The organism is Escherichia sp. WS1118 (assembly GCF_046487695.1).
GTDB classification, from domain to species: domain Bacteria; phylum Pseudomonadota; class Gammaproteobacteria; order Enterobacterales; family Enterobacteriaceae; genus Escherichia; species Escherichia coli.
This window is the reverse complement of sequence record NZ_JBJQIZ010000004.1, coordinates 297202-323209: the sequence shown is the minus strand read 5'-3', so window position 1 is coordinate 323209 and position 26008 is coordinate 297202. Positions and strand designations below refer to the sequence as shown.

25 protein-coding genes and 1 pseudogene are annotated in these 26008 nt (G+C 49.9%); 9 read left to right on the top strand and 17 right to left on the bottom strand.

The features are described 5' to 3' along the window. Positions 1-807, top strand: a complete 807-nt coding sequence (gene sapF, locus ACJHYO_RS09895; RefSeq protein ID WP_000573407.1) for a peptide ABC transporter ATP-binding protein SapF — start codon at positions 1-3, stop codon at positions 805-807. Between the two features lie 47 nt (positions 808-854). On the opposite strand, the gene ACJHYO_RS09890 is transcribed toward sapF, so the two are convergent. The 5 genes from ACJHYO_RS09890 to ACJHYO_RS09870 all read right to left on the bottom strand — a co-directional run bounded on the left by ACJHYO_RS09890 (position 855) and on the right by ACJHYO_RS09870 (position 8347). After that, on the bottom strand, positions 855-2018 hold the full coding sequence (locus tag ACJHYO_RS09890) for a multidrug effflux MFS transporter (RefSeq protein ID WP_000135017.1): 1164 nt from the start codon (positions 2016-2018) through the stop codon (positions 855-857). Positions 2019-2026: 8 nt separating this feature from the next. Continuing rightward, positions 2027-3400, bottom strand: coding sequence for an efflux transporter outer membrane subunit (locus ACJHYO_RS09885; RefSeq protein WP_000946226.1), 1374 nt, complete (start codon positions 3398-3400; stop codon positions 2027-2029). A gap of 3 nt (positions 3401-3403) precedes the next feature. Beyond that, positions 3404-6511, bottom strand: coding sequence for an efflux RND transporter permease subunit (locus tag ACJHYO_RS09880; RefSeq protein WP_000492807.1), 3108 nt, complete (start codon positions 6509-6511; stop codon positions 3404-3406). Beyond that, positions 6511-7632, bottom strand: coding sequence for an efflux RND transporter periplasmic adaptor subunit (locus tag ACJHYO_RS09875; RefSeq protein ID WP_085455325.1), 1122 nt, complete (start codon positions 7630-7632; stop codon positions 6511-6513). The genes ACJHYO_RS09880 and ACJHYO_RS09875 overlap by 1 nt, the downstream gene beginning before the upstream one ends. 148 nt (positions 7633-7780) lie before the next feature. Beyond that, positions 7781-8347 carry a TetR/AcrR family transcriptional regulator gene (locus ACJHYO_RS09870; protein WP_000202113.1) on the bottom strand — a complete coding sequence of 189 codons (567 nt, stop codon included), beginning with the start codon at positions 8345-8347 and terminating at the stop codon, positions 7781-7783. 477 nt (positions 8348-8824) lie between these two features. Between ACJHYO_RS09870 and fabI the strand changes: the two genes are divergently transcribed. The 3 genes from fabI to rnb all read left to right on the top strand — a co-directional run bounded on the left by fabI (position 8825) and on the right by rnb (position 12887). Continuing rightward, positions 8825-9613 (top strand): enoyl-ACP reductase FabI, encoded by a 789-nt coding sequence (gene fabI, locus ACJHYO_RS09865; RefSeq protein ID WP_000506492.1) that lies wholly within the window; start codon positions 8825-8827, stop codon positions 9611-9613. Positions 9614-9757: 144 nt separating this feature from the next. Then, positions 9758-10885, top strand: coding sequence for a carboxymuconolactone decarboxylase family protein (locus ACJHYO_RS09860; protein WP_001764454.1), 1128 nt, complete (start codon positions 9758-9760; stop codon positions 10883-10885). Between the two features lie 67 nt (positions 10886-10952). Further along, positions 10953-12887, top strand: coding sequence for an exoribonuclease II (gene rnb, locus ACJHYO_RS09855; protein ID WP_000485012.1), 1935 nt, complete (start codon positions 10953-10955; stop codon positions 12885-12887). 76 nt (positions 12888-12963) lie between these two features. Here rnb and ACJHYO_RS09850 read toward each other — a convergent pair. After that, positions 12964-13067, bottom strand: a pseudogene (locus ACJHYO_RS09850) (hypothetical protein). A 53-nt stretch (positions 13068-13120) separates the two neighbouring features. On the opposite strand from ACJHYO_RS09850, the gene pdeR reads away from it, so the two are divergent. Further along, a complete protein-coding gene (gene pdeR, locus ACJHYO_RS09845) occupies positions 13121-15106 on the top strand; it encodes a cyclic di-GMP phosphodiesterase (protein WP_000859917.1) in 1986 nt (661 codons plus the stop codon). Here pdeR and ymiD read toward each other — a convergent pair. After that, positions 15088-15216: a protein YmiD gene (gene ymiD, locus ACJHYO_RS09840; protein WP_023148853.1), complete on the bottom strand. Its 129-nt coding sequence runs from the start codon at positions 15214-15216 to the stop codon at positions 15088-15090. The two genes, pdeR and ymiD, sit on opposite strands and share 19 nt — an antisense overlap. 37 nt (positions 15217-15253) lie before the next feature. Here ymiD and yciZ point away from each other — a divergent pair, with 37 nt between their 5' ends. The 3 genes from yciZ (at position 15254) to osmB (ending at position 16753) form a co-directional block, all read left to right on the top strand. Next, the gene (yciZ, locus tag ACJHYO_RS09835) at positions 15254-15427 is read left to right on the top strand and encodes a protein YciZ (RefSeq protein WP_001288368.1); all 174 of its coding nucleotides are present in this window, start codon (positions 15254-15256) and stop codon (positions 15425-15427) included. An 89-nt stretch (positions 15428-15516) separates the two neighbouring features. Continuing rightward, positions 15517-16266: a DNA-binding transcriptional regulator YciT gene (locus tag ACJHYO_RS09830; RefSeq protein ID WP_001088623.1), complete on the top strand. Its 750-nt coding sequence runs from the start codon at positions 15517-15519 to the stop codon at positions 16264-16266. A gap of 268 nt (positions 16267-16534) precedes the next feature. Further along, positions 16535-16753: an osmotically-inducible lipoprotein OsmB gene (gene osmB / locus ACJHYO_RS09825; protein WP_000498253.1), complete on the top strand. Its 219-nt coding sequence runs from the start codon at positions 16535-16537 to the stop codon at positions 16751-16753. A 125-nt stretch (positions 16754-16878) separates the two neighbouring features. Here the strand turns inward: osmB and yciH are convergent, their stop codons facing one another. The 5 genes from yciH to pgpB form a co-directional block, all read right to left on the bottom strand. Further along, positions 16879-17205, bottom strand: coding sequence for a stress response translation initiation inhibitor YciH (yciH, locus tag ACJHYO_RS09820; protein ID WP_001295580.1), 327 nt, complete (start codon positions 17203-17205; stop codon positions 16879-16881). Further along, the gene (gene pyrF / locus ACJHYO_RS09815; protein WP_001357400.1) at positions 17205-17942 is read right to left on the bottom strand and encodes an orotidine-5'-phosphate decarboxylase; all 738 of its coding nucleotides are present in this window, start codon (positions 17940-17942) and stop codon (positions 17205-17207) included. The genes yciH and pyrF overlap by 1 nt, the downstream gene beginning before the upstream one ends. A gap of 190 nt (positions 17943-18132) precedes the next feature. Continuing rightward, positions 18133-19302, bottom strand: coding sequence for a lipopolysaccharide assembly protein LapB (gene lapB / locus ACJHYO_RS09810; RefSeq protein WP_001682842.1), 1170 nt, complete (start codon positions 19300-19302; stop codon positions 18133-18135). Positions 19303-19308: 6 nt separating this feature from the next. Next, the gene (lapA, locus tag ACJHYO_RS09805) at positions 19309-19617 is read right to left on the bottom strand and encodes a lipopolysaccharide assembly protein LapA (protein WP_000876285.1); all 309 of its coding nucleotides are present in this window, start codon (positions 19615-19617) and stop codon (positions 19309-19311) included. Between the two features lie 148 nt (positions 19618-19765). After that, on the bottom strand, positions 19766-20530 hold the full coding sequence (pgpB, locus tag ACJHYO_RS09800; protein WP_410232456.1) for a phosphatidylglycerophosphatase B: 765 nt from the start codon (positions 20528-20530) through the stop codon (positions 19766-19768). A 169-nt stretch (positions 20531-20699) separates the two neighbouring features. Here pgpB and ribA point away from each other — a divergent pair, with 169 nt between their 5' ends. Beyond that, positions 20700-21290, top strand: a complete 591-nt coding sequence (gene ribA, locus ACJHYO_RS09795; RefSeq protein WP_001176294.1) for a GTP cyclohydrolase II — start codon at positions 20700-20702, stop codon at positions 21288-21290. A gap of 63 nt (positions 21291-21353) precedes the next feature. Here ribA and acnA read toward each other — a convergent pair whose 3' ends face one another. The 5 genes from acnA to cysB all read right to left on the bottom strand — a co-directional run bounded on the left by acnA (position 21354) and on the right by cysB (position 25991). Beyond that, positions 21354-24029, bottom strand: coding sequence for an aconitate hydratase AcnA (gene acnA, locus ACJHYO_RS09790; protein WP_085446479.1), 2676 nt, complete (start codon positions 24027-24029; stop codon positions 21354-21356). 149 nt (positions 24030-24178) lie between these two features. Further along, entirely contained in the window at positions 24179-24274 is a 96-nt protein-coding gene (gene ymiC, locus ACJHYO_RS09785; protein ID WP_001310756.1) for a small membrane protein YmiC, read from the bottom strand. 113 nt (positions 24275-24387) lie between these two features. Beyond that, positions 24388-24555 (bottom strand): protein YciX, encoded by a 168-nt coding sequence (yciX, locus tag ACJHYO_RS09780; RefSeq protein ID WP_001296035.1) that lies wholly within the window; start codon positions 24553-24555, stop codon positions 24388-24390. A gap of 2 nt (positions 24556-24557) precedes the next feature. Beyond that, a complete protein-coding gene (locus ACJHYO_RS09775) occupies positions 24558-24698 on the bottom strand; it encodes a YmiA family putative membrane protein (protein WP_001815854.1) in 141 nt (46 codons plus the stop codon). 318 nt (positions 24699-25016) lie between these two features. Beyond that, positions 25017-25991, bottom strand: coding sequence for an HTH-type transcriptional regulator CysB (gene cysB, locus ACJHYO_RS09770; RefSeq protein ID WP_000776253.1), 975 nt, complete (start codon positions 25989-25991; stop codon positions 25017-25019). Between the last annotated feature and the right edge of the window lie 17 nt (positions 25992-26008).

Sequence of the window (26008 nt, the reverse complement as noted above, 5' to 3'; positions counted from 1 at the left end):
ATGATCGAAACGCTACTTGAAGTGCGCAATTTAAGTAAAACGTTCCGCTACCGGACCGGCTGGTTTCGTCGTCAGACCGTAGAAGCGGTAAAACCCTTGAGCTTTACGCTACGTGAAGGCCAGACACTGGCGATTATCGGCGAGAATGGTTCGGGTAAATCCACGCTGGCAAAAATGCTGGCGGGAATGATAGAACCGACCAGCGGCGAGTTATTGATTGACGATCATCCGCTGCATTTTGGCGATTATTCCTTCCGCAGTCAGCGTATTCGCATGATTTTTCAGGATCCTTCGACCTCGTTGAATCCCCGTCAACGTATCTCGCAAATTCTGGATTTTCCACTGCGCCTGAACACCGACCTGGAACCGGAACAGCGTCGCAAACAGATTATTGAAACGATGCGTATGGTTGGGCTGCTACCGGATCACGTCAGTTACTATCCGCATATGTTAGCACCCGGGCAAAAACAGCGTCTGGGTCTGGCGCGCGCGCTGATATTGCGCCCAAAAGTCATTATTGCCGATGAAGCCCTCGCCTCACTGGATATGTCGATGCGTTCGCAGTTGATTAATCTGATGCTGGAGTTACAGGAAAAACAGGGCATTTCGTATATTTATGTTACCCAGCATATCGGAATGATGAAGCACATTAGCGACCAGGTGCTGGTGATGCATCAGGGCGAGGTTGTCGAGCGAGGCAGCACCGCAGATGTGCTGGCATCGCCGCTGCATGAACTCACCAAACGGCTGATCGCCGGTCATTTTGGCGAAGCATTGACGGCGGATGCGTGGCGTAAGGACCGTTAGTGTTTTGCACCTCATCCTGACAGGCCCCCCTCAGGATGAGGTGTTCATTACTTTTGATTGTCGATTCTGGTGAGAGCAACCAACAATGCCAGCGTATAACACACCGTAATTGCCAGACTCATTTTTAACAGTGTTTCTCCGCCAATTCCCGACAATGGCGCGGCTATACCGCCGAAGACAAACATGCTCATCCCCATCAACGCAGACGCCGTTCCAGATTCCTGCGTCCCTACTGCACTCATAGCCTCTGCCCCGCCAACAGTGCCGATGCCGCTACAAAATGCGATGGTGAAAAATAATGCCACCAGTGCCGGAATGGGCAATTGTACCCATGCGCATAAGACCGTGAGCAATGCACACAAAATTGCCGCTATCAGGCCACCTCGCAACAATATCATCGCGTTAATCCGTCGCGCCAGGCGCGAGAAGATCCATGAAGCAATGATAAGTCCGATGCCGTTAAGGCCAAACACCAGGCTAAATTGCATTGGACTAAAGCCAAATTCCTTCTGCAACACGAACGACGAAGAGCCGATATATGCAAACAAACCAGCCAGCATAAAACTTTGAATCAGGCAAAAGCGCATAAAACGGCGGTTCTGCACCACGCTTCGTCCGGTTAATAGCAATGATGAGCCCCTTTTATTTTCTGGCAAGGTCTCATTAATAAATAACAGGCAGCCCAGCAACAGTACGGTGCTAATTTCAGCCATTACCCAGAATAAAGTGCGCCAGTCAAAAGTGCTAACAATGTACCCGCCCAGCACTGGCGACAACACCGGTGCCAGGCCATTCACCGTCATTAACAGCGCAAAAAACTGGGTCAACGTTACTCCCTGATATTTGTCACGAGCAATAGAACGAGAGAGCACCGAACCACCCGCCCCCGCGATCCCTTGAATAAAACGCCAGACCACCAGCCAGTAAATATTGTTCGTTGTCGCGCACAAAATGGAAGAAACAATAAACAATAGCAACGACAAGATTAACGGACGTTTACGCCCTATTTTGTCGCTCAGAGGGCCAAATAACAGTTGTCCGACGCCAAGACCAATCAGTGATGCAGTCAGGGTTAATTGCGTTATGGTCGTGGTTGCCGCCAGTTGCTCAGACATCTCCGGCAAAGCCGGCAAATAAAGATCGGTACACATCGGGCCGATACCGGCTAAAAGACCAAGAATCAATGCCCATGAAAGAGAGACTCTAGCCATATTATTCCTTACTTGAGTGATGACATGCCGCCGCCCAGCGACTGCCAGAGCGTGATTCGGTTTGTAAAATCAGTCAGTTGCAGTGCCAGCAGCTCCTGCTGTGCACTCCACAAGCTGCGCTGCGCCGTCAACACGGTCAGGTAATCACCAACACCCGCCTGATAGCGACGCAAGCCAACATCGACCGTTTGTTGCTCAGCTTTAACATACTGGCGCTGTGCATCCAGTTGCTCTTCAAGCGTGGTCCGCCGCGCCAGTGCGTTAGCGACATCTTTAAATGCGCTCTGAACGGTTTTTTCATAGGTGGCAATGAGCCCACGCTTTTGTGCTTCTGCGTAACGAAGCTGCGCCAGATTACTTCCGCCAGTGAACAGCGGTAATGTGACCGATGGCGCAAATGACCAGATCTGCATTCCGTGGCTGAACAACGACGACAATGCGTCACTGCCAACACCGGCACTGGCAGTCAGCGAAATCGTCGGGAAAAAGTTAGCCCGCGCCGCGCCAATATCTGCATTGGCGCTCTTCAAATTATGTTCAGCTTCCTGGATATCCGGGCGACGCAGCAGAACATCAGATGATACTCCCGCAGGAACCAGACTTATCATTTGTTCCGGCAGGCTTTCCAGTGTTCCCGGTAGCAGATTTTCCGCAAGCGTTGTACCTGCCAGTAAGTTCAGCGCATTTTTATCCTGCATCACTTGTGTCTGATAGCTGGCAACGCTGGCGCGCGCTTGCTGATAAACACTCATCGCCTCACTGACATCTGTCGCTGCCGCCGTGCCAACCTGTTGCTGGCGCTGGATAATTTTCAATGAGTTTTCTGCACTGGCCATCGTTTCTTTTGCCAGGGCCAGGTTGCTGTTATCGGCCGCCAGTGTCAGCCAGGCGGTGCTGATTTCAGCAATCAGCGTTAAACGAGTGTTCTGGGCTGTAAATTCACTGGCAAGCCAGGTTTCCCGCGCCGCCCGAGATAAACTCTGATTACGACCAAACAGATCTAGCGTATAACTGGACACCGTGCCGTCAGCCTCGGCAGTTGTTCCCGTACCATTCGCCAGCGAACGACTGCGAGTCGAACTTAAGGCCGCATTCACCGTCGGAAATAACGACGCATTAGTTTGCCCATAGAGCGCCCGTGCTGAGTCAATATCAGCAATCGCTTTTTGCACATCGCGGTTACTATTCAGTGCAATGGTTACTACCTGCTGCAATCGGGGATCGTGGATCACCTGCTGCCAGTCATGGCTGATTGCCTTCCCCTGGCCCTGTGCTCCCGGCAAGGTCGCCGGGATTGGGGATTCAGGCGTACTGTAGTGAGGATCGAGCGAGACACATCCCGCACTCAACAACACCAGAAAAATAAGAGAACGACGCAACATAACTTACTCCTGACGGCGCGGTTTACCGGCAAACAAACGTTTCACCAGTACAAAAAACAGAGGAACGAAGAAAATGGCCAGTAATGTAGCGGTCAGCGTGCCGCCAATAATGCCCGTACCAATGGCGATGCGGCTGTTCGCCCCTGCGCCGGTTGCTATCGCCAGCGGCATTACCCCCGCAATAAACGCCAGCGAGGTCATGATTATTGGGCGTAAACGAGTCTGCGCCGCGCGTAATGCCGCACGACTCAAGGAATAGCCCTCTGCAACCGCCGCTTCAGCAAATTCCACAATCAGAATGGCGTTTTTCGATGACAAGCCGATAGTAGTTAATAGCGCTACCTGGAAGTAAACGTCGTTGTTTAAATCACGCATCCAGGCCGCCAGCGCCGCGCCAAGAAGCCCCAGAGGGATCACCAGAATGACCGAGAACGGGACTGACCAGCTTTCGTACAGTGCTGCAAGGCAGAGGAAAACCACCAGAATAGAAACTGCATACAGACTTAATGCCTGACCGCTGGCCAGTTTCTCCTGCAATGACAAACCACTCCAGGCCCAGGTTGTTCCCGCAGGAAGACTGTTTGCCAGTTCCTCCATTTTTGTCATTGCATCGCCGGAACTAAAGCCAGTCGCGTTTTCGCCCTGAATTTCATAGGCTGCCGAGCCGTTGTAGCGCACCAGTCTTTCCGGTCCATACAGCCAGCGGGTGGTCGCAAAAGCAGAGAATGGTGTCATGGCGTTATCGCTACCGCGCACAAACCATTTACCTAAGTCTGACGGCGCGGAACGAAATTCGCTGTCGCCCTGAATGTAGACTTTTTTCACACGACCACGGTCAATAAAGTCATTCACATAAGTACCGCCCCACGCACTGGACAGGGTGTCGGTGACATCATTCAAACTCAACCCTAATGACACCGCTTTATTACTATCAATATCTACCTGCAATTGCGGCATTTGTGGCAAATCATTGGCGCGTACAGAATGTAACTCCGGACTTTGATTCGCTTTTTCTATCAACTGATTACGCATTTGCAGCAGTGTTTCACGATCGGTTCCACCGTTAGCTAACAATTCAAACGTAAAACCATTGCTTTGCCCCAGCCCATCAACGGCTGGCGGCGTCATCGCAAATACCGTGGCATCACGAATTGTGCCCAGCTCTTTGGTAGCCCGTAGGGCGATAGCCTGGGCGGTGTTTTCTGCCCCTTTACGTTGAGACCAGTTTTTCAACGAAACAAACGCCATCCCGGTGTTCTGTCCGCTGCCGCTAAAACTGAAACCATCAACGGTAAAGATGACATCGGTATTTGCTTTCTCGTTAATCAGGAACCAGTCAACAATCTGGCGATTCACTTCTGCTGTACGGGCAGCGGTCGCCCCGGCCGGCAGCGTGTACTGCACCATGATTTCGCCCTGGTCTTCAGTGGGTAAGAAACTGCCCGGCAGCTTCCACATCATCAGGGCCATTCCACCACCCAGCACGACATAAAGCCCCATCGTTCGGGCTGCACGGCGCAGGACATAAATTACGCCTCGCTGATATTTATCTTCAGTACGGCGGTAAAAGCGGTTAAATGCGCCGAAAAAGCCTTTTTTATGTGGCGGAACATGCTGGAGGACGGAACCGCACAGGGCGGGAGTCAAGGTCAATGCCACCACCACGGAAAGCAGCATTGCGGAGATGATGGTGATGGAGAACTGACGATAAATTACGCCCGTAGATCCCCCAAAGAAGGCCATCGGCAGGAATACGGCTGACAACACCAGCGCAATGGCAACCAGTGCGCCAGAAATCTCGCCCATTGATTTTTCCGTGGCTTCACGCGCGGGCAACCCTTCGTCACGCATAATGCGTTCGACGTTCTCTACCACCACAATGGCATCGTCCACCAGCAAGCCGATCGCCAGCACCATTGCAAACAACGTCAGGGTATTAATCGAATAGCCAAACAACGCAAGAACGCCGAATGTGCCCAGCAAAACGACGGGGACAGCTAACGCCGGAATCAGTGTGGCACGCAGGTTTTGCAGGAATAAATACATCACGCAAACCACCAATACGATGGCTTCAAACAGCGTCTGAATTACGTCCTCTACGGAGATTTTAATAAATTCAGTGCTGTCTTTCGGGTATGCGATGTCGTATCCCTGCGGCATGTTCCGCTGGAATTCGGCAATCTTATCCTTGACCAGCGTCGCCGTATTCAGCGCATTCGCACCGGGCGAAAGCATTACAGCAACCCCGGCAGACGGGTGACCGTTAAGTTTGCCGATAGCGGTATAATCTTCACTGCCCATCTCAACGCGAGCCACATCTTTTATACGAACAACTGCGCCGTCTGACTGGCTTTTCACGATAATATTTTTGAACTGATCCACCGTCTGCAAACGAGACTGCGCACGTACCGTTGCGGTCAGTTGCTGAGTATCCGGTGAAGGCAATGCCCCTATTTTCCCGGCAGTAACCTGCACGTTTTGCGCTTCAATAGCACTTTGCACGTCTGAAGGCATCAGCGAGTAAGACGCCAGTTTGGCCGGGTCAAGCCAGATGCGCATAGCGTATTCCGCGCCAAAGACTTGCAGACTCCCCACACCTTCAACACGCGCCAGGGGGTCCTGAACGTTACTGACCAGCCAGTCGGCGATATCCGAACTGGAGGCTTTGTCAGTGGTGTCATACACGGCAGCAATCAGCAAAAAGTTGCTTTGTGATTTCTCCACCGTAACACCCGTTTGCTGCACTTCGCTGGGTAGGCGCGACTCCGCCTGCTGAATTTTATTCTGCACCTGAACCTGTGCAGTATCTGGATCGGTACCTTGTTCAAAGGTCACATTAATACTGACCGAACCATCAGAGCTACTGGTTGAGCTGAAATAGAGTAAATTATCAAGCCCAGTGAGTTGTTGCTCGATAACCTGAGTCACGCTGTTCTCCAGCGTTTCGGCAGAAGCACCAGTATAAGTGGCTGAAATTTTAATGGTCGGCGGTGCAACGTCAGGATATTGCGCGACGGGCAATGTGCGAATAGCCAGAATCCCCGCCAACATAATCAAAATGGCGATAACCCAGGCAAAGACCGGGCGGCGAACAAAAAAGCGCGAAAACATCAGGCGTTGCCTCCATTAGCCTGAACTTCAACAGCCTTGACGGTCTGCCCTGAAGTGACTTTGGCAGAACCTTCAACAATCAGTCGGTCGCCGTTGTGCAGGCCGTTCAGCACCAGCCATTTATCACCATACGTTTCTCCCGTTTCGAGCGTTCGCTGCTCTACTTTATTGTCTTTATTCACCACCAGCGCAGTTGCATTGCCTTTAGCATCGCGCGTAACGCCCTGTTGAGGCGCGAGAATAGCGTCTTCCATCACGCCTTCATCGACACGAGCGCGAACAAACATTCCCGGTAATAACTGCTGTTGTGGATTGGGGAAAATTGCCCGTAATGTCACCGAACCGGTAGACTCATCCACCGCGACTTCGGTGAGTTCCAGACGCCCTTTTTCGCTGTAGGTTGTGCCATCTTCCAGAATAAGTGAGACGCTCATGGTGTCACTGTTGGTCGCCAGTGACTGTTTACGCAGACGTAATAAATCGACACTGGAGCGAGTGAGGTCGACATACATTGTATCCAGACCACGAATAGTCGTTAACGCTGTATCCTGCGACGCGGTCACCAGTGCGCCAGGGGTTACCGACGAAATGCCAATACGCCCCGAAATCGGTGCGGTTACCGTGGTCCAGTCAAGATTAATGCGCGCAGTTTCCAGTGCGGCTTTTTTCGCCTCTACACTGGCTTTATCTTGTGCACAGGTAGACTGAGCATCATCAGCATCCTGTTGTGAAACACCGTTCTCTTTCACCAGTCGGGTATAACGCTGCGCTTTCTGGCAATCGGCTTTTACCAGTGCCTGTGCTTGTTGTAATGCTGCCCGGGCTTCATTCCATGCAGCCTGATAACTGGCCGCATCAATCTGGTAGAGAGGCTGTCCAGCCTTGACCAGATCACCTTCCTTAAATAAGCGTTTCTGGATAATTCCCCCAACCTGCGGACGTACTTCAGCACTGAGCGCAGCACTGGTGCGTCCGGTTAATTCACTGACTACCGAAACCGGTTGAGATTTGAGCGTAACAACGCCGACTTCTGTTTCTGACGGGGATGTATTGTTACTTTGCGTATTATCACAACCCGATAAGAGCAGCATTGCCACTACAGATGTTGCTATATACTTCATTATTTTCTCCAGGGTGAGAAATACCCTCCTCATTGAAATTAATGAGGATATGTCAGGGATATTCAGTTATAACGAACCCGCATCGCGAAATGAATTTCGCAATGAAATAAGGGGGATTAATATCCCCCGCTATTGGTTAATTCTGTTCTTATTTATTTATCAACATACTAACAATATCCTGATATATTTCCTGCAGATGTTGTGGATCGCTTTTTTGCGGTGTTAAACGACGATAAACCGTACCTTCCATCATGGTAGCAAACACTTCAACGCAGCAACGAATGTGCTCGTCGCTAAGATGGGGATGCATTCTTTTCATATGTGCACAACCGTTAGCGAACATTCTGGCGTCAGCTTCTTCAAGCATTGCCATAACCCGCGGGTTGCGTGTGGCTTCTGCAGCCACTTCCAGCATCAGCGCGTCGTCGTCCTCATTTAAGGATTTACGCAAGGCAAGGACTTCCGGGAAGTGATCGGTACGCGCGTCAATGTCCATTTGGGCAATACGAAAGTCGATGATACGGCGAACCATCTCTTCAATAATGGCGTCTTTGTTGGCGAAGTAACGATATATCTGACCCACGCTAAGCTGAGCTTCGCTGGCAATTTGCGACATACTGGCGGCATGAAATCCGCAGCGACGAAAACACCGACGGGCGGCGTTAATGATTTCATCCTGACGCTGTTTGTGGCGTATCTCCAGCTTGCTGGTCATTTCTGTCTCCTGGCCTATCACTTGGTGAGAATGATCGTTCTCATTTTTGCTGATTATACGTTTCTCCAAAGTAATGGAAAGTATTTTTATCTTATTCATGATGCATATTCTGATAATGAAGAGATTGTGGAGATTCTGTGAAGATAGTTGACAATATTAAGTTGGGGTCAATTCATCAGAAAGACAGCGACTTGTTGTCGCCAGTTCTGTTTTCATCATCAAACTTATAGGAGCTAATACGAATAGTTTCAAAGTCAGATTCTATAAGATATTTCCCCAACCTCCCCCTTGCAGGCGTCAGGAGTAGATAACGCAAAATGCTCTGTACCGCAGCTTCTCTCCGCTACAGAAAGCGCAACTATAGCCACCCACAGCCAGGTTGATTATAATAACCGTTTATCTGTTCGTACTGTTTACTAAAACGACGAATCGCCTGATTTTCAGGCACAACAAGCATCAACAATAAGGATTAAAGCTATGGGTTTTCTTTCCGGTAAGCGCATTCTGGTAACCGGTGTTGCCAGCAAACTGTCCATCGCCTACGGTATCGCTCAGGCGATGCACCGCGAAGGAGCTGAACTGGCATTCACCTACCAGAACGACAAACTGAAAGGCCGCGTAGAAGAATTTGCCGCTCAATTGGGTTCTGACATCGTTCTGCAGTGCGATGTTGCCGAAGATACCAGCATCGACACCATGTTCGCTGAACTGGGGAAAGTTTGGCCGAAATTTGACGGTTTCGTACACTCTATTGGTTTTGCACCTGGCGATCAGCTGGATGGTGACTATGTTAACGCCGTTACTCGTGAAGGCTTCAAAATTGCCCACGACATCAGCTCCTACAGCTTCGTTGCAATGGCAAAAGCTTGCCGCTCTATGCTGAATCCGGGTTCTGCCCTGCTGACCCTTTCCTACCTTGGCGCTGAGCGCGCTATCCCGAATTACAACGTTATGGGTCTGGCAAAAGCGTCTCTGGAAGCGAACGTGCGCTATATGGCGAACGCGATGGGTCCGGAAGGTGTGCGTGTTAACGCCATCTCTGCTGGTCCGATCCGTACTCTGGCGGCTTCCGGTATCAAAGACTTCCGCAAAATGCTGGCTCATTGCGAAGCCGTTACCCCGATTCGCCGTACCGTTACTATTGAAGATGTGGGTAACTCCGCGGCATTCCTGTGCTCCGATCTCTCTGCCGGTATCTCCGGTGAAGTGGTCCACGTTGACGGCGGTTTCAGCATCGCTGCAATGAACGAACTCGAACTGAAATAATCGTTCTGTTGGTAAATATTGGGCGGCGTTCTGCCGCCCGTTATCTCTGTTATACCTTTCTGATATTTGTTATCGCCGATCCGTCTTTCTCCCCTTCCCGCCTTGCGTCAGGATAACGATTTCCTTTACGACCAAGGAGCGCCCATGGAACAACGCCACATCACCGGCAAAAGCCACTGGTATCATGAAACGCAATCCAGTACTGCGGAGTATGACGTTCTGCCTCTGGTCCCGGAAGCCGCAAAGGTCAGCGATCCCTTTCTGCTCGACGTGATCCTTGATGAAGAAACGCTGGCACCCTTCCTTTCATGGCTGGTCCCTGCGCGCGTTCTTGCAGTAGAGTTGTTCCCTGACCCGCTTACCGTGACCCGTTCACAGACCTTCACCGCTTATGAACGCTTGTCGACGGCCCTGACGGTTGCTCAGGTTTGCGGCGTCCAACGGTTATGTAACTACTATTCGGCGCGACTTACGCCGCTCCCCGGGCCTGATTCCTCCAGAGAAAGTAATCATCGGTTGGCACAAATCACGCAATATGCCCGCCAACTGGCTAGCTCGCCTTCTATTATCGACAACCGATCGCGCCAGCATCTGAATGACGTTGGTCTTACTGTCTGTGACTGTGTGATCATTAACCAAATCATTGGTTTTATTGGCTTTCAGGCGCGGACAATTGCGACATTTCAGGCTTATCTCGGGCATCCGGTACGCTGGTTACCCGGTCTGGAGATACAAAACTACGCCGACGCGTCACTGTTTGCTGATGAATCAATACGCTGGCGAAGCAGCTATGAGGTGGAAAAACTCCCTGAAGAGCACACAAAAAGTTCAACTGCAGAACTTTGCCAACTGGCCAACACACTCTCTCTCCACCCTATTTCACTTTCCCTTCTCGAAAAGTTGTTAAACAGCACACGGGTCAATACACAGCCGGATAATCAGCTTGCGGCGTTGTTATGCGCGCGGATAAATGGCAGTCCTGCTTGTTTTGCCGCCTGTATGAATTCATCAAATGAATATAAAAAAATCAGCCCCCTTCTGCGCAAGGGCGAAAATGAAATTAACCGATGGGCTGACCGTCATTCTGTTGAGCGCGCTACCGTTCAGGCGATACAATGGCTGACCCGAGCACCCGATCGCTTTAGCGCCGCCCAGTTCAGCCCATTACTCGAACACGAAAAATCATCAACGCAGATTATTAATCTGCTGGTATGGAGCGGGCTGTGTGGCTGGATAAATCGCTTAAAAATCGCGTTGGGTGAGACATATTAACCTTGCCGCGTCAGACAGATTCGCGTAAAACTGTCAGCCGCTCTAATGGCCACCAAAATAGACAATTATGTTTCAGGACAACCCGCTGCTAGCGCAGCTTAAACAGCAACTGCATTCCCAGACGCCACGCGCTGAAGGGGTGGTAAAAGCCACAGAAAAAGGCTTTGGCTTCCTGGAAGTCGACGCGCAAAAAAGTTATTTCATTCCGCCGCCGCAGATGAAAAAAGTCATGCATGGCGACCGAATTATCGCGGTGATCCACAGTGAAAAAGAACGTGAATCCGCAGAGCCAGAAGAACTGGTTGAACCGTTCCTGACTCGTTTCGTGGGTAAAGTTCAGGGCAAAAATGACCGTCTGGCCATCGTTCCTGATCATCCACTCTTAAAAGACGCCATTCCTTGCCGCGCAGCCCGTGGCCTGAACCACGAGTTTAAAGAAGGCGACTGGGCGGTTGCCGAAATGCGCCGTCATCCGCTGAAAGGCGATCGTTCTTTCTATGCTGAACTGACACAATACATCACTTTTGGTGACGATCACTTTGTACCGTGGTGGGTTACCCTTGCGCGTCATAACCTGGAAAAAGAAGCACCAGACGGCGTCGCTACCGAAATGCTCGATGAAGGTCTGGTTCGTGAAGATCTGACTGCGCTGGATTTTGTCACCATCGACAGTGCCAGCACAGAAGATATGGATGACGCCCTTTTCGCCAAGGCGTTACCGGATGGCAAACTTCAGCTGATTGTGGCGATTGCCGATCCAACCGCGTGGATTGCTGAAGGCAGCAAGCTGGACAAAGCCGCGAAAATTCGCGCATTCACCAACTATCTGCCTGGCTTCAACATCCCTATGCTGCCTCGCGAGCTTTCTGACGATCTCTGCTCACTGCGCGCCAATGAAGTCCGCCCGGTACTGGCATGCCGCATGACGCTCTCCACTGATGGCACCATTGAAGATAATATCGAATTCTTTGCCGCCACCATCGAATCCAAAGCGAAGCTGGTGTATGACCAGGTTTCTGACTGGCTGGAAAATACCGGTGACTGGCAGCCTGAAAGCGAAGCAATTGCCGAACAAGTCCGTTTGCTAGCGCAAATATGCCAACGCCGCGGCGAGTGGCGTCATAACCACGCACTGGTGTTTAAAGATCGCCCGGATTACCGCTTTATTCTCGGTGAAAAAGGTGAAGTGCTGGATATCGTCGCCGAGCCTCGTCGCATTGCCAACCGTATCGTCGAAGAAGCGATGATTGCCGCTAACATTTGTGCGGCCCGCGTACTGCGCGATAAGCTCGGTTTTGGCATCTATAACGTGCATATGGGCTTTGATCCGGCGAATGCCGACGCGTTGGCAGCGTTGCTGAAAACGCACGGTCTGCATGTCGATGCTGAAGAAGTGCTCACGCTGGACGGTTTCTGCAAACTGCGTCGTGAACTGGATGCGCAACCAACTGGTTTCCTCGACAGCCGCATTCGTCGCTTCCAGTCATTTGCTGAAATTAGCACTGAACCCGGTCCTCACTTTGGCCTCGGTCTGGAAGCATACGCCACCTGGACTTCGCCGATCCGTAAATATGGCGACATGATCAACCACCGTCTGCTGAAAGCGGTTATCAAAGGCGAAACTGCGACGCGTCCACAGGATGAAATCACTGTCCAAATGGCCGAGCGTCGCCGTCTCAACCGGATGGCAGAACGTGATGTTGGCGACTGGTTATACGCACGCTTCCTGAAAGACAAAGCCGGGACCGACACCCGTTTCGCGGCGGAAATTGTCGATATCAGCCGTGGCGGCATGCGTGTTCGTTTGGTTGATAACGGCGCTATCGCCTTTATTCCAGCACCTTTCTTACACGCTGTGCGCGATGAACTGGTTTGCAGCCAGGAAAACGGCACTGTACAAATTAAAGGTGAAACGGCTTACAAAGTGACTGACGTTATTGACGTCACCATTGCCGAAGTCCGCATGGAAACCCGCAGCATTATTGCGCGCCCAGTCGCGTAATCTCCTTTCACGGCCCATTCCTCATGGATGGGCCGTTTATTTCCCCGCTCAACCTTCCTCATATCCCGGCAGATTTTTAACTGACTTTCGTTTGAAAACTGGCGTTTTTCCAAAACTGGATTACAAATAAATATATAAAAAAACAATGTGTTTAGCCGCCGTTAATTTCATGTAAGTCATGTTGTTCCTTTTATTTAACTGCGGACTCCGCTGTTAACCGGAGGATATGCATCATGAAAACCGTTAGGGAGTCCGCAACGTTGTACAACTTTCTCGGATCGCACAATCCATACTGGCGGTTGACGGAAAGCAGCGATGTTTTGCGCTTTTCTACCACCGAAATCACAGAACCCGATCGTATTTTGCAACTATCTGCCGAACAGGCTGCTCGCATCAGGGAAATGACGGTCATCACCTCCAGCCTGATGATGAGTCTGACCGTCGATGAAAGCGATCTTTCTGTGCATCTGGTAGGACGAAAAATCAATAAACGAGAATGGGGAGGCAACGCGTCTGCATGGCATGACACACCGGCGGTTGCTCGTGATTTATCACATGGGCTTTCCTTTGCTGAGCAGGTAGTTTCTGAAGCACATTCCGCAATAGTGATTCTCGACAGCCGGGGGAATATCCAGCGCTTCAATCGGTTATGTGAAGATTACACGGGGTTGAAAGAACACGACGTCATTGGGCAAAGCGTGTTTAAACTGTTTATGAGTCGTCGTGAAGCTGCGGCATCCAGGCGCAATAACCGTGTATTTTTTCGAAGCGGCAATGCATATGAAGTCGAACTATGGATACCAACACGTAAAGGCCAGCGGCTGTTTCTGTTTCGCAATAAATTTGTCCACAGCGGCAGTGGCAAAAACGAGATTTTTTTAATCTGTTCCGGCACCGACATTACCGAAGAGCGCCGCGCTCAGGAGCGACTGCGTATTCTGGCAAATACCGACAGTATCACCGGACTGCCGAATCGTAACGCGATGCAGGAGTTAATCGATCACGCTATTAATCAGGCAGATAACAATAAAGTTGGGGTTGTGTATCTTGATTTGGATAATTTTAAAAAGGTCAACGACGCCTATGGGCATTTGTTTGGTGACCAGTTATTACGCGACGTGTCATTGGCTATTTTAAGCTGTCTCGAACATGACCAGGTATTGGCGCGTCCAGGTGGCGATGAGTTTCTGGTACTGGCATCCAATACCTCACAAAGCGCGCTGGAAGCATTGGCATCACGAATTTTGACCCGCTTACGACTCCCCTTTCGCATTGGTTTAATTGAAGTTTATACCAGCTGTTCAGTAGGTATTTCACTCTCTCCCGAACATGGTTCGGACAGCGCGGCTATTATTCGTCACGCCGACACAGCAATGTACACAGCGAAGGAAGGCGGACGAGGACAATTTTGCGTTTTTACCCCAGAAATGAATCAGCGGGTATTTGAATATCTCTGGCTGGATACCAACTTGCGTAAAGCACTGGAAAACGATCAGTTGGTTATTCACTATCAACCGAAAATCACCTGGCGTGGCGAAGTGCGCAGTCTGGAAGCACTAGTACGTTGGCAGTCACCTGAACGTGGGTTGATTCCACCGTTGGACTTCATTTCCTACGCCGAAGAATCAGGGCTAATTGTGCCTTTAGGCCGTTGGGTGATTCTCGATGTCGTACGCCAGGTAGCGAAGTGGCGGGATAAAGGCATTAACCTGCGAGTGGCGGTAAATATTTCTGCACGTCAGCTCGCCGATCAAACCATTTTCACCGCCCTGAAACAGGTTCTCCAGGAACTCAATTTTGAATACTGCCCTATAGATGTTGAACTGACGGAGAGCTGCCTGATTGAGAATGATGAACTGGCACTGTCTGTTATTCAACAATTTAGCCGATTAGGTGCGCAAGTTCATCTGGACGATTTTGGTACCGGCTACTCTTCACTTTCGCAACTGGCGCGCTTTCCGATCGATGCCATCAAACTTGACCAGGTTTTTGTTCGGGATATTCACAAACAGCCTGTCTCGCAATCACTGGTCCGGGCGATCGTCGCTGTGGCCCAGGCATTGAATCTTCAGGTGATCGCCGAAGGTGTAGAAAGTGCAAAGGAAGATGCTTTTTTAACCAAGAACGGGATCAATGAGCGACAAGGATTTTTGTTTGCCAAACCGATGCCCGCCGTTGCCTTCGAACGCTGGTATAAACGCTATCTGAAGCGCGCATAAGTAGATGAATATATATACTTAGCACTATATTCCGTCATTATATATCGTATTCCCGGATGATAATTAGCCGTTGCTGTTAAACACTTCTCTTTTAGCGGCAATTTTTGCATTATTCATTTTCCCCCTTTTGCTATAAGGATGTCCTTGATGTCTGAATTTGATGCCCAGCGCGTTGCCGAACGTATTGATATTGTGTTAGATATCCTTGTGGCAGGCGATTACCACTCTGCGATCCATAATCTCGAGATACTTAAAGCAGAACTCTTGCGCCAGGTTGCTGAATCTACGCCAGACATCCCGAAGGCACCGTGGGAGATCTAACAATCGTGCCTTCAGGTTTTCCTATTTGAGGATGCCCGGCGCGTCAGTATTTTTTTATTTAGTATTATAACGTTATAAGAATTACAGCGATGAATTCCCGACAACAAACTATTCTACAGATGGTCATTGACCAGGGTCAGGTTAGCGTAACCGATCTGGCAAAAGCCACTGGAGTTTCTGAAGTTACCATTCGCCAGGATCTCAACACCCTCGAAAAACTGAGTTACCTCCGACGTGCACATGGTTTTGCAGTTTCGCTTGATAGTGATGACGTCGAAACCCGTATGATGAGCAACTATACGCTGAAGCGTGAACTCGCCGAGTTTGCCGCGTCACTGGTTCAACCGGGCGAAACCATCTTTATCGAAAATGGTAGCAGCAATGCCCTGCTCGCCAGGACTCTGGGCGAGCAGAAGAAAAATGTCACTATCATCACGGTCAGCAGCTACATCGCGCATTTGCTGAAAGACGCGCCTTGTGAAGTCATTTTGCTCGGTGGCGTGTACCAGAAAAAAAGCGAAAGTATGGTTGGCCCTTTGACACGCCAGTGCATCCAACAAGTGCATTTCAGCAAAGCATTTATTGGTATTGATGGCTGGCAACCTGAAACTGGGTTTACCGGTCGCGATATGATGCGTACCGATGTGGTCAATGCCGTGCTGGAAAAAGAGTGCGAGGCGATAGTCCTGACTGACAGCTCGAAATTTGGTGCTGTACATTCATACTCCATCGGCCCCGTTGAGCGATTCAATCGCGTGATTACCGATTCGAAAATACGCGCCAGCGATCTGATGCATCTTGAACAAAGTAAACTCACCGTTCACGTCGTTGACATTTAACCATTTCCCTTCTCTACGGATGATTTGCAGTTTGGCAAATCATCCGCTCTAAGATGATTCCTGGTTGATAATTAAGACTATTTACCTGTTATTAACACTCTCAAGATATAAAATTATTATCAGCGATATAACAGGAAGTCATTATCACCTGCGTGATATAACCCTGCGCTCGGGCGGATTTCACGGAATAATTTCACCTGGCTTATTCTTAGCTATTATAGTTATAGAGAGCTTACTTCCGTGAATCATAAATTCAGGAGAGAGTATTATGTTTGTAACGAGCAAAAAAATGACCGCGGCTGTTCTGGCAATTACCCTGGCAATGTCTCTGAGTGCCTGTTCTAACTGGTCTAAACGGGACCGCAACACCGCAATCGGTGCAGGTGCAGGGGCATTAGGCGGTGCAGTACTGACCGATGGCAGTACGTTGGGTACATTAGGTGGTGCAGCCGTCGGTGGTGTTATTGGTCACCAGGTCGGTAAATAATCGTAAATAAATGTCGATTATCGACTCGCAATTATAATACGCTTGATTCTGTTCAGTACGAAATAACTGAATAATACACACAGTAAAATATTCGAAAGCCACGGATATATCCGTGGCTTTTTATGTTAGCCGCCTGCGAGTTTTACCTTCATCCCTTTCGCTTCAAGTAGTGATTTTAATAAATCACGCTTATCGCCCTGGATTTCAATAACTCCATCTTTAACTGCTCCGCCGCAGCCGCATTTTTTCTTCAGTTCCGCTGCCAGTTTTGTCAGTTCGGCATCATCGAGATCGACACCGGTAATCAGGCAAACGCCCTTACCTTTACGTCCACTGGTCTGACGCTGAATACGCACCACACCGTCGCCTTTAGGGCGTACAGGGGCCGCTTTTGGCTCATCAATACGTCCGGTTTCCGTTGAGTAGACCAGACGGCTGTTGGAATCACTCATCATGCACTCCGCTGTAAAGAGGCGTTGATCGCTTTCAGCGTCTGCGCTGGATCTACCGATTGCGTTACCGGGCGACCAATCACCATATAATCAACACCAGCCGACAACGCCTGTTCTGGCGTCATAATGCGGCGCTGGTCACCAGCATCACTCCCCTGCGGACGAATGCCCGGCGTAACCAGTTTGAACTCCTGACCGAATACCTGTTTAAAGCGCACAGCTTCCTGAGCAGAACACACCACACCATCAAGGCCACATTTTTGCGTCAGTGCCGCCAGACGTTCTGCATAATCTGCAGGTGACAGTGTCACGCCAAGATCGGCCAGGTCGCTGGCTTCCATGCTGGTCAACACTGTCACAGCAATCAAAAGCGGTGCATCTTTGCCAAACGGAACCAGTGCCTCACGCGCTGCGGCCATCATACGCGCCCCACCGGAGGCATGAACATTCACCATCCACACGCCTAAGTCAGCCGCAGCAGCGACAGCGTGCGCTGCAGTGTTGGGAATATCGTGGAATTTCAGGTCAAGAAAGATATCAAAACCACGCTGTTGAAGTTCGCTCACAAACTGTGGCCCAAACAATGTAAACATCTCTTTGCCGACCTTCAGACGACAATCGCGTGGGTCGATCTTGTCGACAAAGGCCATCGCGGCATCGCGATTATGATAATCAAGGGCAACAACTACAGGAGAATTCGTAACAGCGCGGGAAGAAGATGAAGCAGTTAACGTCATGACCAGACCTTCTTGATGATGGGCACCGGAAGTGGCGCGAAACAGGTAAACGGCGAGCATTCTACCCGTGGAAATAAAAAATTAACAGTTGCGATTTCTCCTCTGGCAGGCTTTTCCGCGCCGTCGGTGCCGGAGCACAATAGAACATCAATAATTAGTATGTTGTAACTAAAGTCGGATTTTTTTAAAATTACAGGCCATCAAGACCGCGAATTGGTTTAATGGTTGACCAGGCCCGACAAGACGGACAATGCCAGTAGAGGGTGTATGCGGTAAAACCACATTTCTGGCAGCGATAACGGGGCTTACTACGTACCTTCTCGCCAACCATGTCACGCAGCACCATCAGACTCTCTTTGGCACGCCCTTCTTCTGCTTCATTTAAGTGGTAATCCATTAACTTATGGAACACACGCATGGTCGGATGACGCTGAAGCTGGCGTGTAATATAGACCTGTGCGGCCTCACTACCGTCGCGCGCTTCGATGATATCCGCAAGCATCAATTCAGCATCGGCACCGGTGCTCTCTTCCACCGCGCGCTGCAGGAATTCTGCCCATTCGGCAGTTTTACCCAACTGCTGATAGCATGTTTGCAGCATTTCCAGCGTTTCGCTGACCAGTTCTCTGTCCTGGGATATGACACGTTGCAAACTTTCGACGGCTTTGGCGTATTCTCCTTTCGCCATAAACACGCGTCCCATCATGATGGATACGCGGGCGCTGTTTTTATCTGCCGCCGCACCTTTTTTTAGCAAAGTCATGGCACGATCGAGATCGTCGCTGGCCATATGCTGCAGAGCTAACTCACAGTAGAAATGGGCAATTTCGACGCGCTGTTTATCTTTACCCAGCTTCACCAGGCGTTCGGCAACATCAATTGCTTTCTGCCACTCGCTGGTAGCCTGGTAAATTTGTAGCAGTTGTTGCAGCGCGCCAATGCGGAAGTCAGTTTCATCGGTCAGCTGATTGAACATGTCTTCCGCGCGGTCGTATAACCCGGCAGCCATGTAATCACGCCCCAGTTGTTGAATCGCCAAAAGCCGCTGTTCATAGGTCAGCGAGGCGCTTTCCATTAGGGTCTGATGGATGCGAATAGCGCGATCAACTTCGCCACGCGAACGGAACAGGTTTCCGAGCGTAAGGTGGGCTTCAACGGTACCTGTATCCTCTTTAAGCATATCGAGAAACAGGTCTACCGCTTTATCCTGTTGATTACTAAGCAGGAAGTTAACCCCCGCTACGTAATCACGCGACAAGCGGTTGGCTTCATCTTGCTTGTTTTGTTGCGCACTTCTGCGGCCCATATACCAGCCATAGGCAGCGGCTACAGGCAAAAGCAGAAACAACAACTCCAGCATAGAAAGTTATTCCTTCGACGCAGACGAGTGCGGCGCTACAGCCACGTCAGTCGCAGGTGAAAGCTGGTTTTCCAGTCGCTTTATTTTACGTTCAGCGCGCGCCAGGGAAACACGAACTCGCAGCCAGAACAGGCCACAAATCAACCAACCGATAGCAAACCCCGCAGCAAACAATACCGCCAGCAATGTGGAAATACGGTACTCCCCTTGCGCTAACAGATAATTAAACGTCACCTGTTGATCGTTCTGCGCACCCAACGTGACCGAAATCACGAAGATCGCTAACACCAGTAAGAAAATGAGTAAATATTTCACATTACTTCCCGTTATGTGGTTAGGGCGAATAAATTATGGTCAACTTACCGCAATAGCCCTTTAAAGTACCATTTTCGCGCCGTCTGCGAAATGGCATCCACGCGCATTGTTGATGATTTAAGGGCTAAATTCGGAAAATCAACCAGCGTTAACTTTCTTGTTCTCGTTGTGCAATTTCGCGATTTTCTTCCGCAGGTGGTGTTAATGGCCCACAAATTCGTTGCGCAAGCCACGTTGCCACCGCCACCAGCGCCCAGGAAATCAACGTAGCTACAACCAGATCGCGTGGCCAATGCATTCCGAGCAGCAGGCGGCTTCCCATGACTCCCGTTGCCCAGACCAACAAGATAGCAATGGTTAACGTTCGCCGACGCGGCCACAGCAAACCAACGGCCAGCAGTGCCCAACTGGCAGCAAACATCGTGTGACCGGAAGGAAAGGCAAACCCCGTCTCTTTCTGCCAGTGTGAACGCAAATATTGTGGGATATTTTTCTCTTCAGCCAACTGTTCTTTCACCAGATTTCCGCGTTCTGCTCGCTTTAAAGTGTAGAACTCATCAACCGGAATATGATGTGTTTTTTCCAGCCAGATAACAAAAGGTCGTGGTTCCTGGACTTTGTCTTTGATCCAGGATTTAACGCCTTGTCCCATAAGGATTGCCGCCGCCAGAATGGCAAATAACATAATGGCAGCCTTAATGCGAAAACGCAGACACCAGAGAAACCAGCCGAATAAAATCAAATGTGTAATGACGCCCCAAGGCTGGGTGACAGTTTCAGTAACCCAAAAAGCCGCTTTTAGTAACCAACTTTGTTCTCCAGGTTGCCAACGCCAGCCAGAAAGCCATACGGTTACTGGCATGACAAGCAATAGTGCAGCTCCCACTGCGGTACGTCTGGCAATCGAACGCATGGCCTCTCCTTTTTGATAAGTCCCACAATCATAACTGAAAATGCCAGTTCCAGGAAAAATTGACAGATTTGTGCCATTCCGTGAACGATCGACGCGTCGTGATTAGGTGAACCCCTTCTCGTTATGGCAAAATAAGCCAATACAGAACCAGCATTATCTGGAGAATTTCATGCAGCTTAAACGTGTGGCAGAAGCCAAACTGCCAACCCCATGGGGCGATTTCCTGATGGTGGGATTTGAAGAACTGGCAACCGGACACGATCATGTCGCGCTAGTCTATGGCGATATTTCCGGGCATACCCCGGTACTTGCGCGCGTCCATTCCGAATGTCTGACCGGTGACGCCCTGTTCAGCTTGCGCTGCGATTGTGGCTTCCAGCTCGAAGCGGCATTGACGCAAATTGCCGAGGAAGGCCGTGGTATTTTGCTGTATCACCGTCAGGAAGGTCGTAACATTGGTCTGCTGAATAAAATCCGCGCTTACGCACTGCAGGATCAAGGTTACGATACTGTAGAGGCTAACCACCAGTTAGGCTTCGCCGCTGATGAGCGCGACTTCACTCTTTGCGCTGATATGTTCAAACTCCTTGGCGTCAATGAAGTCCGCTTGTTAACCAATAACCCGAAAAAAGTCGAAATTCTGACCGAAGCAGGGATTAATATTATTGAACGCGTACCGTTGATTGTAGGTCGTAACCCCAATAACGAACATTATCTCGATACCAAAGCCGAGAAAATGGGTCATTTGCTGAACAAATAACCCTCTTGCATTGTGTAATTAATTTGCTTGCCGGAAGCAAAATAACCGGCAAGCAAATACTCGTTACTTCAACATATTACGAATGACATAATGCAAAATGCCGTCGTTCTGGTAGTAGGTCAACTCCGTCGCGGTGTCGATACGACAACGGCAGGGTACGACTTCCTGGCTACCATCCGCGCGCGTAAGCGTCACCGGAACCGTCGCGCCGGGTTGTAGATTTTGCAGATCACCAATATCAATCTTCTCTTCCCCGGTAAGCTCTAACGTTTTACGCGTCACACCTTGTGGAAATTCCAGCGGCAGGATGCCCATGCCAATTAAATTCGAACGGTGAATTCGTTCAAACGATTCGGCAATGACAACACGAATACCAAGCAGACGCGGACCTTTTGCCGCCCAGTCACGGCTGGAGCCTGATCCATACTCTTTCCCGGCAATCACCGCCAGCGGCGTTTGCTCCTGCTTATAGCGCATTGCGGCATCATAAATAGAGACGACATCGCTGTCAGGTAAATGGCGCGTCATCCCCCCTTCAACGCCAGGCACCATTTCATTACGGATGCGAATATTGGCGAAGGTGCCGCGCATCATCACTTCATGGTTACCACGCCGCGAACCATAGGAGTTAAAGTCTTTCCGCTCAACACCCCGACCTTGTAGATATCGACCCGCCGGGCTGTCGGGCTTAATACTGCCCGCCGGAGAGATATGGTCAGTGGTGACTGAATCCCCCAGCATTGCGAGGATCCGCGCACCGTGAATATCTTCCACAGGTGCTGGTGTTGCCTGCATTTCATCAAAGAAAGGCGATAAGCGAATATAGGTTGAATCCTCCTGCCAACCGTAGGTATCGGATCGTGTGACGTTAATTTCCTTCCACTCGGCTGTGCCTTCAAAAACTTCTGCGTACTCTTTGCGGAACATTTCTGTGGAGACTTGGTCTACCGCACGGGCAATTTCTTGTGCCGATGGCCAGATATCTTTCAGAAATACCGGCTCGCCTTTGCGATCATGGCCGATAGGCTCAGAAGCCAGGTTGATATTCATATTTCCCGCCAGCGCATAGGCAACCACCAGCGGCGGCGAGGCCAGCCAGTTGGTTTTAACCAGCGGATGGATACGGCCTTCAAAGTTACGGTTGCCGGACAGCACTGCACCGACGGTTAAATCGCCTTTTTTGATTGCCGTTTCGATAGGATCGGGCAACGGTCCAGAGTTACCAATACAGGTGGTACAACCGTATCCCACAAGGTTAAATCCCAGTTCATCGAGATACGGTGTCAGTTTCGCTTTTGCCAGATAATCAGAAACGACTTTCGAACCCGGTGCCAGCGACGCTTTGACCCACGGTTGCCGCTTGAGGCCCAGAGTTACGGCTTTTTTCGCCAGCAAGCCTGCGGCCATCAACACACTTGGGTTAGAGGTGTTGGTGCACGACGTTATCGCAGCAATGACCACAGCGCCATCAGGTAACTGATACTGATGTCCGTTCATAACATAATCGACCGGCAGGCGATCTTTATGCGTGGCATTCACTTCCAGTTCGCTACTGGCAGCAAATGCTTTTGGTACATCGGGCAGTGCAACGCGATCCTGCGGGCGTTTTGGCCCTGCAAGGCTCGCTTCAACGTCATTCATATCCAGTTCTAACACACTGGTAAAAATTGGTTCATCGCCCGGATTACGCCACATGCCCTGCGCTTTGGCATATTTTTCGACCAACTCGACCTGATCTTCACTGCGCCCGCTTAAACGCATGTAATCGAGGGTGACAGCATCGATTGGGAAGAAGCCACAGGTGGCACCATATTCTGGCGACATATTGGCAATGGTGGCGCGATCCGCCAGCGGTAGTGAATCCAGTCCATCACCATAAAATTCGACGAATTTCCCCACCACGCCATGTTTGCGCAACATTTGGGTAACAGTGAGAACCAGGTCTGTGGCGGTAATACCTTCACGTAATTTTCCGGTAAGTTTAAAGCCCACTACGTCCGGGATAAGCATGGAAACCGGCTGGCCTAACATTGCGGCTTCTGCTTCGATGCCACCAACGCCCCACCCCAGCACGCCAAGGCCGTTGATCATGGTGGTGTGCGAGTCAGTACCAACGAGTGTATCCGGATAAGCAATCCATTCACCGTCCTGCAATTCGCTCCACACTGCTTTGCCGAGATATTCGAGGTTAACCTGATGGCAAATGCCTGTGCCTGGCGGCACGACGCTAAACCGACTGAACGCCTGCTTTCCCCATTTCAGGAACACATAACGTTCGTGGTTGCGCTCCATTTCCAGGCGTACGTTTTCTTCAAATGCCTCATCATCACCAAAACGATCGACGGTCACCGAGTGGTCAATGACCAGGTCGACCGGTGAGAGCGGGTTAACCTTTGCAGTATCGCCGCCGAGACGTTTAACCGCTTCGCGCATTGCCGCCAGATCAACAACGGCAGGTACGCCGGTAAAGTCCTGCATCAGCACCCTTGCCGGGCGGTAGGCAATTTCACGGTCAGCATGGGCATTTTTCAGCCATCCCGCCAGCGCGTGGATATCCTCTTCGGTAACCGAGTTACCATCCTGCCAGCGCAGCAGGTTTTCGAGCAAAACTTTGAGTGACTTAGGCAGACGGGTGATATTGCCCAGTGATTTGGCAGCAAGCGGCAGGCTGTAGTAGTGGTAAGTTTTATCTTTGGCCTGCAACGTGTCCTTACTGGCTTCTCGTAGGGTTGACGACATAGCTCCTCCTTAATGACAGGGTTGCGAAGCCCTGATTCTCTTCAGGGTGAATATTAAAGATAACACAAACATCGCGTAACGATTTGATAACAACCCAAATTGATAAAAGAGGAGAAACCTTGAGGCAAAGCAAACAGCGGGGGCAGGGATCAGTGAGTAATGATCCAGAGGAGTTCAGCCCAGAAGAGCATCGACAGAGAAAATGCGCCCATCCAGGACCAATATTTCATATTTGTGTTGATCATAGGCTACACCCTTAACGGTTATTACTTTGTGTTGAGATAACTCAACCTGTTATTGCTGCGGTGTATTAAAAGCCCTGTAATTCATTAAAAATGGGTAATAAGAATGATGATAATTATTGTTTCGGCTGATCATCTTCAGCAAACAGTTCTATAAAGGCTTGTTGCTGCGATGTTAGTTGCCAGTCGTCTGGAATAACGACGGAACATTCCCGTTTTGCTTCTGGTTCATTGTCACTATGCTGACATAATGGTGACGACTCCAGTTGCTCCTGACCGACCATAGTTATCCCCACAATTTCCAAATAAGCAGTGCGACAACCACCCAGAAAAGTGCAGAACCAAGAAAAACCGCCAGCCAGGCTTTACGTTTTAATTCAGGATTGCGGCGGGGTTCCTGATTTCCAGAAGGCATTGCTAACCTCATATAATCGCCATCACTTATCAGCAAGACGTTGAACGATTGGTGTAATTAATCATACGATGAGACAAATCCTAAAGAAACTTTAGTCAAAAATCCAGCGAATTTACGAATCGTCTCCAGTGAATAATTCAATCTTTTGACCTGAAATAGATATTTGAAAACTGGAGTTTGCGAGGTGTGTAATTAGACACTACTTTACAGGTAATTTACCCTATAAACATGAGGGATAAAAATATTGTGCACCGGATACAAATAAGTAACAAAGGAGAATATATTCCGGCACCTTCGCTACATAAAAGGTGCCGAAAATAACGCAAGAAATTATTTTTCCGGCAGTTTTATATCTTTAAACATGACCTCAATTTCTTCATTAGAGCGCAATGCGACAGCCGCATCAACGACATCACGCGTTAAATGCGGTGCAAAACGCTGAATGAAATCATACATATAACTACGCAAAAAAGTACTACGGCGAAAACCAATTTTGGTTGTACTGTGGCTGAAGATGTCGTGAGCATCAACACGCACAAGGTCGGGATCGGCGACCGGATCCACCGCCATGCTGGCAATGACCCCTACCCCCAGCCCTAACCGGACGTAAGTTTTAATGACGTCAGCATCCGTTGCCGTGAAGACGATACGCGGCGTTAACCCTGCGCGGTTAAAGGCAGTATCCAGTTCTGAACGTCCGGTAAAGCCGAAGGTATATGTCACCAACGGATATTGCGCCAGTTCTTCAATGGTAATGGCTTTTTTACCTGCCAGCGGGTGATCCGGAGTGACTACTATAGCCCGATTCCAGTGGTAGCACGGTAGCATCACTAAATCTTCATACAGATGCAGCGCTTCCGTGGCGATAGCGAAATCGGCATTGCCTTTAGAGACGGCATCAGCAATTTGTGTCGGCGAGCCCTGGTGCATATGCAAAGAAACGCGAGGATAACGCTCAATAAAGCCTTTGATAACGTTTGGTAACGCATAGCGTGCCTGAGTATGCGTGGTGGCGATATACAGCGAGCCTTTATCCGGCCAGGTGTGCTCTCCGGCGACCGATTTTATGGCATCGACTTTCGACAGAACTTCACGAGCGATACGAATTATTTCTTGTCCTGCTGGCGTTACCTGCGTCAGGTGCTTGCCGCTTCGGGAAAAAATTTGAATGCCCAGCTCGTCTTCCAGCATTCTGACTTGTTTACTGATCCCGGGTTGTGATGTGTAAAGTCCTTCCGCCGTTGATGAGACATTCAGGTTATGATTGACCACCTCAACAATATAGCGAAGTTGTTGTAATTTCATGTTAAACCATCCACTTA

Bases quoted from the DNA above. Each gene is read 5' to 3' on its own strand.
- sapF (WP_000573407.1), top strand. From the start codon at position 1: ATGATCGAAACGCTACTTGAAGTGCGCAATTTAAGTAAAACGTTCCGC.
- ACJHYO_RS09775 (WP_001815854.1), bottom strand. From the start codon at position 24,698: ATGAGGTTAGCAATGCCTTCTGGAAATCAGGAACCCCGCCGCAATCCT.
- ymiD (WP_023148853.1), bottom strand. From the start codon at position 15,216: ATGCAAAAATTGCCGCTAAAAGAGAAGTGTTTAACAGCAACGGCTAAT.
- pgpB (WP_410232456.1), bottom strand. From the start codon at position 20,530: ATGCGTTCGATTGCCAGACGTACCGCAGTGGGAGCTGCACTATTGCTT.
- rnb (WP_000485012.1), top strand. From the start codon at position 10,953: ATGTTTCAGGACAACCCGCTGCTAGCGCAGCTTAAACAGCAACTGCAT.
- pyrF (WP_001357400.1), bottom strand. From the start codon at position 17,942: ATGACGTTAACTGCTTCATCTTCTTCCCGCGCTGTTACGAATTCTCCT.
- fabI (WP_000506492.1), top strand. From the start codon at position 8,825: ATGGGTTTTCTTTCCGGTAAGCGCATTCTGGTAACCGGTGTTGCCAGC.
- yciZ (WP_001288368.1), top strand. From the start codon at position 15,254: ATGTCTGAATTTGATGCCCAGCGCGTTGCCGAACGTATTGATATTGTG.
- ACJHYO_RS09875 (WP_085455325.1), bottom strand. From the start codon at position 7,632: ATGAAGTATATAGCAACATCTGTAGTGGCAATGCTGCTCTTATCGGGT.
- cysB (WP_000776253.1), bottom strand. From the start codon at position 25,991: ATGAAATTACAACAACTTCGCTATATTGTTGAGGTGGTCAATCATAAC.
- pdeR (WP_000859917.1), top strand. From the start codon at position 13,121: ATGAAAACCGTTAGGGAGTCCGCAACGTTGTACAACTTTCTCGGATCG.
- osmB (WP_000498253.1), top strand. From the start codon at position 16,535: ATGTTTGTAACGAGCAAAAAAATGACCGCGGCTGTTCTGGCAATTACC.
- ribA (WP_001176294.1), top strand. From the start codon at position 20,700: ATGCAGCTTAAACGTGTGGCAGAAGCCAAACTGCCAACCCCATGGGGC.
- acnA (WP_085446479.1), bottom strand. From the start codon at position 24,029: ATGTCGTCAACCCTACGAGAAGCCAGTAAGGACACGTTGCAGGCCAAA.
- yciX (WP_001296035.1), bottom strand. From the start codon at position 24,555: ATGGTCGGTCAGGAGCAACTGGAGTCGTCACCATTATGTCAGCATAGT.
- ACJHYO_RS09860 (WP_001764454.1), top strand. From the start codon at position 9,758: ATGGAACAACGCCACATCACCGGCAAAAGCCACTGGTATCATGAAACG.
- ACJHYO_RS09885 (WP_000946226.1), bottom strand. From the start codon at position 3,400: ATGTTGCGTCGTTCTCTTATTTTTCTGGTGTTGTTGAGTGCGGGATGT.
- ACJHYO_RS09890 (WP_000135017.1), bottom strand. From the start codon at position 2,018: ATGGCTAGAGTCTCTCTTTCATGGGCATTGATTCTTGGTCTTTTAGCC.
- yciH (WP_001295580.1), bottom strand. From the start codon at position 17,205: ATGAGTGATTCCAACAGCCGTCTGGTCTACTCAACGGAAACCGGACGT.
- lapB (WP_001682842.1), bottom strand. From the start codon at position 19,302: ATGCTGGAGTTGTTGTTTCTGCTTTTGCCTGTAGCCGCTGCCTATGGC.
- ACJHYO_RS09870 (WP_000202113.1), bottom strand. From the start codon at position 8,347: ATGACCAGCAAGCTGGAGATACGCCACAAACAGCGTCAGGATGAAATC.
- ACJHYO_RS09880 (WP_000492807.1), bottom strand. From the start codon at position 6,511: ATGTTTTCGCGCTTTTTTGTTCGCCGCCCGGTCTTTGCCTGGGTTATC.
- ACJHYO_RS09830 (WP_001088623.1), top strand. From the start codon at position 15,517: ATGAATTCCCGACAACAAACTATTCTACAGATGGTCATTGACCAGGGT.
- ymiC (WP_001310756.1), bottom strand. From the start codon at position 24,274: ATGATCAACACAAATATGAAATATTGGTCCTGGATGGGCGCATTTTCT.